The sequence below is a fragment of the Myxococcus sp. AB025B genome, assembly GCF_006518215.1.
In the GTDB taxonomy this organism is placed as follows: Bacteria; Myxococcota; Myxococcia; order Myxococcales; family Myxococcaceae; genus Myxococcus; species Myxococcus fulvus.
Map to the genome: position 1 here is coordinate 1 of NZ_SRLW01000308.1, position 11,891 is coordinate 11,891.

At 70.3% G+C, this 11,891-nt stretch carries 12 protein-coding genes; 1 reads left to right on the top strand and 11 read right to left on the bottom strand.

The annotated features are described in order from the left end of the window. Window positions 1-38 precede the first annotated feature (38 nt). From FL311_RS35175 to FL311_RS35225, 11 genes are read right to left on the bottom strand one after another with little or no spacing between them, the layout of a single operon-like run. Entirely contained in the window at window positions 39-1,439 is a 1,401-nt protein-coding gene (locus FL311_RS35175) for a class I adenylate-forming enzyme family protein (RefSeq protein WP_141332064.1), read from the bottom strand. 6 nt (window positions 1,440-1,445) lie between these two features. Then, a complete protein-coding gene (locus FL311_RS35180; RefSeq protein ID WP_141332065.1) occupies window positions 1,446-2,009 on the bottom strand; it encodes a coronafacic acid synthetase in 564 nt (187 codons plus the stop codon). Continuing rightward, a complete protein-coding gene (locus tag FL311_RS35185; RefSeq protein ID WP_141332066.1) occupies window positions 2,006-3,127 on the bottom strand; it encodes a beta-ketoacyl-[acyl-carrier-protein] synthase family protein in 1,122 nt (373 codons plus the stop codon). The genes FL311_RS35180 and FL311_RS35185 overlap by 4 nt, the downstream gene beginning before the upstream one ends. Continuing rightward, window positions 3,121-3,651, bottom strand: coding sequence for a 3-hydroxyacyl-ACP dehydratase FabZ family protein (locus FL311_RS35190; protein WP_141332067.1), 531 nt, complete (start codon window positions 3,649-3,651; stop codon window positions 3,121-3,123). The genes FL311_RS35185 and FL311_RS35190 overlap by 7 nt, the downstream gene beginning before the upstream one ends. Then, entirely contained in the window at window positions 3,600-4,037 is a 438-nt protein-coding gene (locus FL311_RS35195) for a thioesterase family protein (protein WP_141332068.1), read from the bottom strand. Before FL311_RS35195 ends, FL311_RS35190 begins: the two co-directional genes overlap by 52 nt. Beyond that, window positions 4,034-5,428: an aminotransferase class III-fold pyridoxal phosphate-dependent enzyme gene (locus FL311_RS35200; RefSeq protein ID WP_194869488.1), complete on the bottom strand. Its 1,395-nt coding sequence runs from the start codon at window positions 5,426-5,428 to the stop codon at window positions 4,034-4,036. Before FL311_RS35200 ends, FL311_RS35195 begins: the two co-directional genes overlap by 4 nt. Then, the gene (locus FL311_RS35205; RefSeq protein ID WP_046712357.1) at window positions 5,425-5,697 is read right to left on the bottom strand and encodes an acyl carrier protein; all 273 of its coding nucleotides are present in this window, start codon (window positions 5,695-5,697) and stop codon (window positions 5,425-5,427) included. The genes FL311_RS35200 and FL311_RS35205 overlap by 4 nt, the downstream gene beginning before the upstream one ends. Continuing rightward, window positions 5,690-6,688 carry an NAD(P)H-quinone oxidoreductase gene (locus FL311_RS35210; RefSeq protein WP_141332069.1) on the bottom strand — a complete coding sequence of 333 codons (999 nt, stop codon included), beginning with the start codon at window positions 6,686-6,688 and terminating at the stop codon, window positions 5,690-5,692. The genes FL311_RS35205 and FL311_RS35210 overlap by 8 nt, the downstream gene beginning before the upstream one ends. Window positions 6,689-6,692: 4 nt before the next feature. Next, window positions 6,693-7,223: a MaoC family dehydratase gene (locus FL311_RS35215; protein WP_141332070.1), complete on the bottom strand. Its 531-nt coding sequence runs from the start codon at window positions 7,221-7,223 to the stop codon at window positions 6,693-6,695. Window positions 7,224-7,253: 30 nt separating this feature from the next. After that, a complete protein-coding gene (locus tag FL311_RS35220) occupies window positions 7,254-8,486 on the bottom strand; it encodes an aminotransferase class I/II-fold pyridoxal phosphate-dependent enzyme (protein WP_141332071.1) in 1,233 nt (410 codons plus the stop codon). A gap of 30 nt (window positions 8,487-8,516) precedes the next feature. Beyond that, the gene (locus FL311_RS35225; RefSeq protein ID WP_141332072.1) at window positions 8,517-9,383 is read right to left on the bottom strand and encodes a CoA ester lyase; all 867 of its coding nucleotides are present in this window, start codon (window positions 9,381-9,383) and stop codon (window positions 8,517-8,519) included. 558 nt (window positions 9,384-9,941) lie between these two features. Here FL311_RS35225 and FL311_RS35230 point away from each other — a divergent pair. Further along, entirely contained in the window at window positions 9,942-11,705 is a 1,764-nt protein-coding gene (locus FL311_RS35230; protein ID WP_141332073.1) for a bifunctional UDP-sugar hydrolase/5'-nucleotidase, read from the top strand. Window positions 11,706-11,891 lie beyond the last annotated feature (186 nt).

Genomic DNA, 11,891 nt, shown 5'->3' on the forward strand with positions numbered 1-11,891 from the left:
TGGGACGGGTTGGGGGCGACGCGCGTGGCGTCAGCCGCTCACTTGTGCAGGGCGGCGGTGTTGCCGTCGGCGGAGACGACCTGGATGCGTCGGGGGCGCTCGGCGAGTCGCAGGAGCCGCGAGAGCGCCTCGGACACGTGCTCCAGGGGTCGGCCCTCGTCGGCCACGGTGAGGATCATCTCGTAGTCATCTCCCTCGGTGCCGGAGACGACCTGGGTGCGCGCGGTGAGCACGCCCGGGAGCGTGGTGGCCAGGCGCCGGACGGAGGCCATGCAGATCTTCTCGCTGCCCCGGACGAGGAAGTCGGAGAGCCGCCCCTGGAAGTACAGGTAGCCGTCCGCGTCGATGTCGAAGATGTCGCCGGTGGCGAGCAGCCGCGGACCGCGCCACGCGTGCAGCTTGTCGCCCTCCACCAGGCCGATGCGCCGCTTCATCAGCGTGTCCGAGGAGACCAGCAGCTCCTTCTGTCCCCCGGGGCCTCGGGGGACGAGCGACACCTGCGTGCCGGGGAGGGGCCGTCCCACGGAGGCGTAACGGTGCGCGGGCTCCGCGTGGGCCGAGAGGGTCGCGACCCGGGGACCGGCCTCGGACAGCCCATAGGTGAGGTACAGCTCTCCGCGTGGACGCAGGCGGAGCAGCTGCTCCACGTGCTCGGGGGAGAGCACGTCGCCGCCGACGCCGAGCGAGCGCAGACCCTCGGGGAAGGCGCCACCTTGCTGGAGCAGCGCGCGCACCAGGAGGGGCGTGAGGGCGGACACGGTGATGCCCTGCTCGGCGAGCAGTCGCAGATAAGCCGCGGGCTGGAAGGGCGGTCCGCTGATGACCAGGTCCGCGCCGCGGAGCAGCGAGGCGAAGGCCTGGGCCACCATCGAGTACGAGTAGTAGAGCGGAAGGTTCACCAGCACGGTGTCGCCCGCACGCAGGCCCACGGCGTCCGAGTGACGACGGGCGTTGCGGAAGAGCGCCTCCAGGTCGAACACGCAGCCGCTGGCGAAGCCCGACGTGCCCGAGGTGAGCAGCACCATCTCTCCAGGCTGGGCGCCGGGAGGTTGTGCCTCGGAGAACAGGGCGACCTCCGCGCCTCCCAGGTGGAAGCGGTCCGCATCGTGAGCCAGCGGCGCGGGGCGGCGCATCGTCACGAGCGCGCGTGCCGGGAGTGCCTCCACGAGGGTTTGTTGTCGCAATGCGGGCGCGGAAGGCGACACCAGCGCGGGCACGCCCCGGGCGGCGAGGATGGCGAAGAGCTGCGTGAGCAGCTCCGCTCCGTTCGGCAGGGCCAGGAGGACGACATCGCCGGGCCTCAGTCCATGGGCTCGCCACGCCTCCGCGAGTGACTCCACCCGGTGCCGCGTGGACGTGCCTGTCTCACAGGTCAGGTCCCGGACGCGGTCCAGGAACGCTTGGATGGAGGAGAGCGGGATGTCAGCGAGCTCGGTCATGGGGCATCACCTGGAGAACAGAAGGGACTGGACCAGCCGCGCCGGGTCCACGGGAGGACCTTCGCCGTGTGAGAGCACCACGCATGCGGCGCGGGGCTCCTCGCCGGGCACCGAGGCCGCCGTCGCGATGAGCGCGTAATCGACGACACCGCGTGTGAGCCAAGCTGTGGAGAGAGACAGCGCGAGTCCGGCTCCCTCCGCCACGGGCAACGTCAATGCCAGCGTCGGGCCGCGGATCCCGTGGACGATGCACGCCAGCCCCGTCGGCGCGCTCGGCGGCGCGGCGGGGAACCGGATGGGCGATGCGAAGCCACGCAAGGCTTCCCTGGCGGCGCTCGACATGGCCTCCGGCGGCGCCTCGGGGCCCACCTGGATGAGCGAGCACCGGTCCGCCGAGGCGCGGAAGTCCTCCCCCAGCGACTCGAGGACCTCTCCCACCGCGAGCACCAGCGTCCACGCCATCGGGTCCGCGTAGCGCACGGAACCCTTCACTCGCGCCACGTAGGGGTTCGCCCCGCCACCGCACGCCCGCGCGCCGCCACGGAGCACCAGCGAGGTCGTCGGGTTCATCGCGACGCCTCGAAGACGAGCGCGGTATCGAACCCACCGAAGCCGAGCGTGAGGCTCAGGCCGAGCCGCTCCTCGTGCCGCACCGGCCGCCCCACGGGGAGCGGGCAGGGGAAATCCTCATCCGGCTGCTCCAGTCCGACGATGGGCGGCACCACGCCCTCGCGCAGCGCGAGGATGAGCGCAATCGCCTCCATGGCCCCCGTGGCCCCCAACGTGTGTCCGAAGGCCCCCTTCGTCGCGAAGACACACGGACGCGGCCCCGTCCCGAAGAGCGCCCGGAACGCCTCCGCCTCCGCGCGGTCATTCGCCGGCGTCGCCGAGCCATGCGCGTTGATGACCCCGATGTCCCGAGGCGACACCCGCGCGTCCTGGAGCGCCCGCTCCATCGCCAGCCGCGCCCCCAGCGCCGCCGGGTCCGGCGACGTCATGCTCGCCGCGTCGTTGGCCGAGCCCGCGCCCCGGAAGAGCGCGAGCAGCGACGCCGAGCGCGCCCGCGCGTGCTCCAGCGACTCCAGCACGAGGAACCCCGCGCCCTCGCCCAGCAGCATGCCGTCATGCCGCGTGTCGAAGGCGCGCGAGCGGGTGGGGGACATGGTGGAGAGCGCCGAGTGCGCCAGCCGCTTGCTCGGCGTCATGACATCCACCCCGCCGCAGACGCACACCTCCGCGGCCCCGGAGCGGATGAGCTCCGCCCCGACGAGGAGGGCGTCCGCCCCCGAGGAGCACGCCGTGGAGAGACTCACGGGCCGCTCCCGCGCGCCCACCGCCCGAGCCACCTCGTCCGCCCAGGCGTGGAGCGGCGCCGTCCACTCCCCCTCGTCGTCGAGCCACGCGCCCAGGCTCGTGCCCAGGACCAACCGCGTCGCCTCGCCGCTCGCCTCCAGCCCGGCCTCGCCCACCGCGCGACCGAGCGTCTCCACCGCGAGCCGCCGCAGTCGGGGCGCGGGGCCCTCCCCACGCGAGGGAATGACCGCGGCCAGCGTGTTGCGAAGCCGATGCGGAGAGGCCACCTCGACGAAGCCATGCTCACCCGCGAGCAATCGCCGCCACACGTCGTCGAGCCCATGGCCCAGGGCCGTGCTCCACGCGGCCCCTGTCACCGCGACGGGCGCTACCATAGCGGCGAGCCCAGCTCGGAGACCTTGGCGCGGATGAGGCTCGCGCGGAACGCCGCCACCCAGCGCGTGCCCACCATCGCCTTGCCCGAGTAGACGAACAGCCCTCCGGCGAGCCGGTTCACCTGGACGCGCAGCACCACCTGGTCCCCGGGCACGACGACCTGGAGGAAGCGGCTCTCCACCGAGCCGATCAAGGTCAGCTCGTCCTCGGCCAGGGGCGAGGTGCTCATCTGGTAGAGGATGATGCCTGCCTGGGCGAAGGCCTGGATGAGGTTGCTGCCGGGGTAGATGGCGCGCTCGGGGAAGTGGCCCGCGATGCAGTCCAGGTTCCCGGAGATGGAGACGAGCGCCTCCAGGAAGCTGCCCGGCTCGTGGTCGACGATGCGGTCCAACAGGATCATCGGGTGGCGGTGCCGCAGCCACTCGCGCAGCGCGGTGAAGCCCAGGGGCCTGGGCTGACGCTCCGCCTTGTTCAGGGGGACGGGGACCGCTCGAGGGCGCTGCTGAGGTTCGGGGGAAGGCATGTGGGGTCTCCGCTCTCACGATTGACGACAGCCAGGTCCAGACTTCCGGAGGCGAGCAGCACCGGCTCGGGCGCGGGGCCCTCGCGGTAGACCGCCACGCCCAGCTTCAGACTCGCGGGGCCCACGTGCTCCAGCCGGGCCTCCAACCGCAGCCAGTCCTGGAAGCGCGCGGCCTCGCGGTAGCGGATGCGCAGCTCGCGCACGCGCAGATCCAGGCCCTGGCCCTCCAGCTTCACGAGGTCCGAGCCGCGCCGCTCCAGCTCCTCCAGCGCCGCCGTCTCCAGCAGCGACGCGTACCGCGAGAAGTGCACGACGCCCGACGCATCGGTGTCCACGTGCTCCACCCGGTGGCGCCGGGGCGCTGACGCGGGGGACTCCAGCCTCATGGCCCCGCCTCCACGAAGCGCCGAGCCCCTTCGCGGATGCGCTCGACGATGCGGCGCAGGTCCTCGTCGTTCGCGATGAGCGGCGGGGCCACGCGCATGGCGGGGAACAGGTAGCGCAGCCCGTGGGAGCGCCTGCCCGCGCCCGCCATGAACTCGACGAAGACACCGGCCTCGAGCAGGCACTGGCGCAGCCGGGACAGGCCGTGCGAGGCGCGCTCGGTCAGCTCGACGCCGTTCATGTAGCCCTGTCCCCGCACCTCCAGGAACAGCGCCGGGAAGGCCTCCACCACGTCGCGCCGCAGCCGCTCGCGGAGCTCTTCGCCCAGCGTGCCCGCCCGCTCGATGAGGCGCTCCTCGGCGAGGTAGCGCAGGCCCGAGCGCATCAGCGCGCACGTGAGCGGACGCAAATCGGAGGTGGACACCGCGCCGCTCGGACGCACGGTCAGCTCCCGGCGCGCGATGACCATGGACGTGGAGACCGCGCCCATGCCCAGGCTCTTGCCGATGACGGTGACGTCGGTGGGGATGGGCCCCTGCTCGTCGGTCATCGCGAAGAAGCGGCCCGTCTTCGCGAAGGTGAGCACCTCGTCCGCGACGAGGAGCACGTCGTGCTCCCGGCACAGCGCCGCCAGCCCGCGCAGGTAGCCCGGCGGTGGGACGAGGATGCCCGCGTCGCCCTGGATGGGCTCGACGATGACCGCGGACAGCCTCGAGCCCTGCTCGGCGAAGAACCGCTCCAGGAGCGCCGCCTCGCCAAAGGGGAGGAAGGCCACATCCAGTCCGAAGGGAGGCTCGGCGCCCGGCAGCGGCAGGCCCAGGCGGTAGTGTCTGCGATTGAGCAGGGGGACCAGCCCTCCCGTCCAGCCATGCCACGCGCCCTCGAAGGCGAGCACCGTCCTGCGTGCCTCGCGGCCCGCCTTCGCCGTCAGCCGCCGCCGGTCGAAGCCCGACTCCAGCACCAGCCGCAGCGCGAGCTCCAGACCCTCCGAGCCGGAGTTGCGGCCACTGGCGTGGTAGTCGCGGCCAGGGAAGCGGTCCGCCCAGCGCCCCCCGGGGCCGAACAGCTCCTCCAGGAGCAACGTGCGCTCCAGCGAGCCCAGCTCATCGGTGACGTAGCCGCGCTCGAGCCCCTCGCGGAACGCGGGCTGGAGACACGGGTGCGCCGCGCCCAGGCACGCGCTGGCATAGCCGCCGCTCGCGTCCAGCACCTCCAGCACCTGACCGGCGCTCTCGCCCTCCAGGGGGACCATGTGCTGGACGAGCCCACGGGCCTGGAGGGAGACGAAGGGCAGGCGCCCGCCGCCATAGTGGTCCATCTGCAGGGCCTGGCCCGCGCGCAGGCGCTCCAGGTCCGCGGGCGCGAGGCTGCCTCCGGGCGCGGGCGCCCTCACCACGCACCTCCCTGGGCCGCGGTCTTCAGGCCCACGATGAGCGACACGAGCTGGTTCACCGTGCGGAAGTTGTCGGTGTTGAAGTCCTCGTCGGTGATGCGGACCTTGAACACGTCCTCGCAGAGCACGCGCAGCTCCAGGAACCCCACCGAGTCGAGCCCGATGACGGACTGCAGGCCGTCGTCCTCGCCAATCTGCTCCGGGGGCAGCTCCACGAATAGCTTGTCGATGAGGATCTGCTTGATGCTTGCCGTCAGCTCTTCATGCATGGCTGTCATTCCTTTCCAATGTGAGAACGAGCTTCCCGATGTTGCGGTTGGCTTCCATCTCTCCCAGCGCCACGTTCACGTCCTCCAGGGGATGCCGCGCGTGGATGACGGGGCGGAGACCGCCCATGGCGAGCACCTCCATCCACCGCTGCCGGAAGCGCGCGTTCACCTCGCGCTTCTCCTTCAGGGGCCGCAGCCGCAGCGACGAGCCCTTGAGCTGCAGCCGGCGCTGGACGATGCGCAGGAGGTCCACCTGCGCGGACATGCCGTCGAGCAGCCCCACCAGGACCAGACACCCCTCGTGCGCCAGCACGTCCAGGTTGCGCTCCAGGTACGCGCCGCCGATGAAGTCCATCACCAGCGGGACGCCCTCGCCGCCCGTCAGCCGGAGCACCTCCTGGACGAAGTCCTGCTCCCGGTAGTCGAACACCGCGTCGGCGCCCAGCGCGCGCACGGCCTCCACCTTCCTGGGCGTGCCCACCGTGCAGTACGTGGTCGCGCCCACGTGCCGGGCCATCTGGACCATGGTGGTCCCGATGCTGCTGGCGGCCGCGTGGATGAGCACCGCCTGGCCCCGCTGCAGATGTCCCAGGGTGAAGAGCGTCTCGTTCGCGGTGAGGCAGGACTCGGAGGTGGCGGCGGCCTCGGCGAAGTCGAAGCCGGCGGGGATGGGCAGCGCCATGCCCTGGTCCAAGAGGCAGTAGTCGGCGAACCCGCCTCCCTCCACCACGCCGAAGACGCGCTGTCCCCGGGTGAAGCCCTTCACGTCCTCGCCCCACGCCTCCACGGTGCCCGCCACCTCCACGCCGGGGATGGCGGACTGTCCTTCCGGCACGTGGTACTCGCCCTGTCGCTGGAGCAGGTCCGCGCGGTTGAGCGCCGTGGCGTGCACCTTCACCAGCAGCGCCTCGCGCGTGGGCACGGGCCGGGGCACCTCCCGCAGCTTCACCACCTCCGGCCCACCGAGGCCCTCGAAGACGACGGCGCGCATGGCGTCAGTACCTGGCCCTTTCCTCGACGGCGTGCGCGCGGGTGGGGACCAGGAAGCTGCGCTCGAAGGAGAGGAAGACCTCGCCCTGGGAGGTGAGGCCCACCGTCTCGCAGGTGATGACTCCCTCGCCGACGCGGCGGGTGGACAGCCGCGCGGACAGGATGCGGCTCTCCGCGTAGAGCGTGTCGCCCGCGAAGACGGGGTGGGTGAGGCGAATCTTGTCCCAGCCCAGGTTGGCGGTGGCGCGGCCGCTGGTGCTGCGCACGCTCATCCCGCAGACGATGCTGAAGGTGACGAGGCTGGAGATGAGCGGCCGGCCCCACACCGTCTGCTCGCAGTACGCGGCGTCCAGGTGCAGCGGGGACGGGTTCATGCACAACGTGTTCATCAGCACGTTGTCGGCCTCCGTCACCGTCCTGCCGGGGCGGTGCTCGAAGACGTCCCCCACGGTGAAGTCCTCGTAGTGGAAGCCCAGCACCTCGCGGTAGCGCTGGGGGCCGAGCTGCTTGTAACCGGTGATGGCGCTGGCGTGCATGGCGTGGCTCCTCGTCGGCGGGGGCGCGTCTTAGAAACGGGAGAGGATGTCCTGCACGTCGTCGCAGAAGACGCGGACCTGCTCCTCGCTCATGTCCGCGCGAATCATCACGCGCACCCCCGCCTCGCCCCGGGCGACGACGGGGAAGAACACCGCCGAGCAGTAGTAGCCGCGCCGGTACAGCTCCGAGGACAGCCGGATGGCGCGCTCCTCCTCGCCCACCTGGATGAGGCGGATGGGCATCCCGTTGCCCGCGTTGGGAGAGGGGAAGCGGCTGTCGAAGAGCTGGATGTTGCGCGCGAGCCGCCCCTGCAGCTCGCGTAGCTCCGGCGTGTGGTGCAGCGCGATGCTGGCGAGCGACGCGCCCACCGACGGCATCTGGAGGTTCTGCGACCAGGCCAGCGGCCCCGCGTTCCGGTAGAGGAAGTCGAAGCTCTTCTCGCTGCCCAGCATGGCGATGCCGCCGGAGCTGCCGAAGGCCTTGGCCAGCGAGGCGACCACCATCGTCAGGGGGTTCATCTTCAGCCGCGAGCGCACGTAGCCCTCGCCCCGCTCGCCCGTCAGTGCCAGCGAGTGCGAGTCATCGATGTAGAGGAACAGGCCGTAGCGCTCCTGGAGCTGGAGCAGCCCCTCCAGCGCGATGAGGCCGCCCATGGAGTAGGCGCCGTCGGCGACGTAGGCCACGCGCGGGTACTTCTTGCAGACGTCCTCCAGGTAGTTGAGGTCGTTGTGCGGACTGGTCAGCACCAGGCTCTCATCGCCGCAGATGGGCTTGATGTAGGCCATGGAGAAGTGACAGTAGCGGTCGAACACCATGACGCGCGGCTGGCCGTCGTCGGTGAGGTGGCCGGAGGCGAGCAGGGGGAGGATGCCCGCCGTCAGGGCGCTGCAGGTGACGCCGGGCAGGGTGGGGCAGCCGTACAGCTCGCGCAGCGCCTCCTCCAGCCGTGCCATCAGCTTCAGCCGGATGCGCAGCGTGGACATGGCCAGGCTGTTGGTGCCCGCCTCCTGGAGCGCGTCGATGGCGCCCTGGAGGATCTTCGGGTGGTGGTTGAGGCCCAGGTACGAGCATGAGCAGAGCGTCATGAACTCGTGGCCCGACGTGGTGTCGACGAGGCGGTTGTTCGACTCGAAGTCCACCTTGATGCCGATGAGTCCGTTGTCCTTGGCGTGCTGCCAGCCCCGGTCCCCCACGGCGATGAGCTTCTCGTTGTTGCGATAGCGGCGGGGACCCAGGACGCTCTGCTCGCTGCTCGTTTCCATGTGGATTGCTCCTCGGGATGGGGTGGGGTGTCAGAGGGAGCGCGACGGGGTGTCGGCCTCGCGGGGGCCGAACTCCTCGAGCGTGCGCTTCGCCGCCTCGACGAACGGGGCCCCCATCATGGTCCCCTCCACCACGCAGATGTTGAAGTCGCGGGCCTGGCTCTCCTGGACGATGGTCCGCGCCTTGCGCAGCGTGTGTTCGTCCGGGGAGAAGGCCTGGTTGATGACCTCCACCTGGCGCGGGTGGACTGCGGCCTTGCCGCTGAAGCCCAGGCTCCGGGCGAGCTGGCACTCGCGGCGCAGGCCCTCCACGTCGGACATGTCGAACAGCGGCGAGTCGACCACCTGCACGTTGGCGGCGCGCGCGGCGGCGACGAGCCGGGAGCGCGCGTAATACAGAGGCTCCCAGGCCAGCGACGCGCCGATGCTGAAGGAGTAGTCCGCCGAGCCGAACACCAGGGCCTTGAGGCGGGGCGTCGCGCAGGCGATGGCGTGCACGTTCTCCACGCCGCGCGGCGTCTCCACCAGGGCGAGCAGGTCCACCTGCGAGCAGCTGGCGCCGAGCACCTGCTCGACGATTTCGAGGTCCCGCGGTGACTCCACCTTGGGCACCAGCACGGCGTCCGGTTTGACGGCGTAGTGGCGCAGCGCGAGCAGGTCCTTCAGCCCCTCCGGTCGGGTGACGGTGTTGATGCGGATGGCGCGGCGGCTGGGACCCTTGGGCGCGGAGAAGAACTCCTCCGCCTGCTGACGGGCCGTGTCCTTGTGGTTGGCGGCGACCGAGTCCTCCAGGTCCACCAGGCTGATGTCCGCGCCGGATTGCTGTCCCCGGGCGAAGCGGTCCACGACGAGCGCGGGAGTGAACAGGATGGAGCGGCAATACCGGGTGAACTTCATGGTCGCCTCCGGAGGTGGGCCTGCCCTGCTCGCACCCGTCACGTCGCCGCCCGTGAGACTCCAGGCGGCCCGCTCGAGGCGCGATGAATCAATGCTTGTCTGGGTACTCTCGTTGCCCGGGAGGCGTCAAGAAAATCTGCAAGCAATTGCAGGAGTCGCCCGTGCTATGTCTTGATATGTCTTTTGACATGTGAATAGGTGTATCCACGTGCTGTCATGTTTCTGTGAGACTGGATTGAGACTGGAGTTGTCAGGACCCAGGGGCGGGTAACCCGTATGAAACGGCGCCCGATTCACCGTGAATGGGTGACACGCCATGTCATCGGATGGAGGCGCTCGCACAGGGGAGCGTCTCCGTGGCCAGTGATGGCCGGGTGGCGCTACTTGAGCTCCGAGAGCAGGGCGTCCCGGGCTGGGGACCCCGTGGCGCGTGAACTACCAGGGCAAGGCGGTGTTGAAGCCCTCACGACAAGACCTTCCGGAGACGTCAGAGTAGGACGCTAGGGTGCCCCGCGTCAGGCAATCCGCCTGGCACGACTCGTTGAACGAGGTCTCCTGATGCGTCTTCTTGTTCCGCTGCGCGCGTTGCGCGCCGCTTCTCTGTGTCTCGTGGGTGCCTGCTCGTTCCTCACCGCGTGTGATTCCGATGACAAGCCGCCCCGGCCCACGCCCCCCGACACCTCGCCGCGCAAGCTGACGCTGCTGCAGACGAGCGACCTGCACACCAACATCTTCCCGTGGGACTACTTCAGCGGGAAGCCCGATGCGAAGCGCGGCCTCGCCAAGGTGGCCACGCTCATCAAGCAGGCGCGAGAGGCGAACCCGGACTGCACGCTGCTGGTCGACACCGGCGACACCATCCAGGGCACGCCGCTGGGCACCTACTACGGGCTGGTGGACAACACGCCCCGCCACCCCATGGCCGTCGCGATGAACGAGCTGGGGTACGTGGCCATGACCGTGGGCAACCACGAGTTCAACTATGGCCTGGGCGTCCTCGACAAGTTCAAGAGCGAGGTCGACTTCCCCGTGCTCGGCGCCAACGTGCGCAAGAGCGCGGACGGCACCGAGGCCTTCCAGCCCTATGTGCTCACGGAGGTCTGCGACGTGAGGGTCGGCATCCTGGGCCTCGTGACGCCGGGCGTGACGACGTGGGAGCGCGCGGAGAACATCCCCGGCCTGCGCTTCGACGACCCGGTGGAGACGGCGCGCGCCTATGTGCCGAGGATGCGGGAGGCGGGCGCGGACGTCATCGTGGTGGCCATCCACGGTGGCCCCGACAAGCAGCCCACCGGCAGCGCGAGCAACCCCGACTCGTGGCTCGCGGACTACGCGGACGAGTCGAAGTGGGCGGACCGGGGCAACCTGCCCGGAGAGAACCCGGCCGTGCAGATTGCCCAGAGGGTGTCCGGCATCGACGTGCTCCTCACCGGCCACACGCACCAGCCCATCCCGAAGATGCTGCTGAAGAACCCGGAGGGCCGCGAGGTGCTCCTCACCCAGCCCAACCGCTGGGGCAGCCACCTGGCGGACGTGGAACTCCAGGTCACCTGGCGCGGCGAGCGGTGGGGCGTGGACACCCACGACTCCCGGCTCCACGTCGTGGACGAGAAGGTGGCGGCGGACGCCGCCGTGACGCAGCTGGCGCAGAGCTACCACGACACCACGGTGACGTATGTGAACCAGAAGATCGGCTCGACGACGGCGGCGTTCCCGGGAGGCTTCGCCGCGCGCTACGTGGACAGCCCGCTGGGGGACATCATCAACATCGTCCAGGAGCAGGCCGCGCGCGAGGCGGGCTTCGACGTGGACTTCTCCCTGGCGGCCATCTTCACCAACGACGGCGCGCTGCCGGCCGGCGACGTCACCCTGCGCGACGCGTACAGCATCTACATCTACGACAACACGCTGTATGTGATGCAGATCAACGGCTCCATCCTCCGGCGCGCGCTGGAGATGAACACGCTCTACTTCGCGAGGCTCGACGCGGCCAACCTGCCCGAGCGGCCCGAGGGCGCCAAGGCCAGCTCCCCGGTGGTGGCCGACTACAACTGGGACCTCTACTCGCGAATCGAGTACGGCTACGACCTGACGAAGCCCGCGGGCTCCCGGCTCACGCACCTGCGCTTCGAGGGCGCGGAGGTCCGGGACGACCAGGTCTTCGTCGTCGCCATCAACAACTACCGCGCGGGCGGCGGCGGCGGGTACTCCATGTTCAAGGAGGGCAAGGTGCTGTGGACCTCCGCCGACGGCGTGCGTGACTACGTCGCCCGCTACATGCAGGCGAACCAGGGGCTGTCCCTGAGCGATCCCCGCATTTGAGGGAGCGGCTTGCCAGCCGCCTACCAGGTGGTCGCGTGCGAGGCGGAGTGGTGGAGAGTAAGAGGAGAGGTCATGCTGGTACGCAAGGTGGCCATCAACGAAGAGCAGGTGCGGGCGTTCCTGGAGAGCTTGTTCGAGCAGGACCTGCACGCCAAGAGGGTGCTGTCGCTGTCGCATGCGACGCTG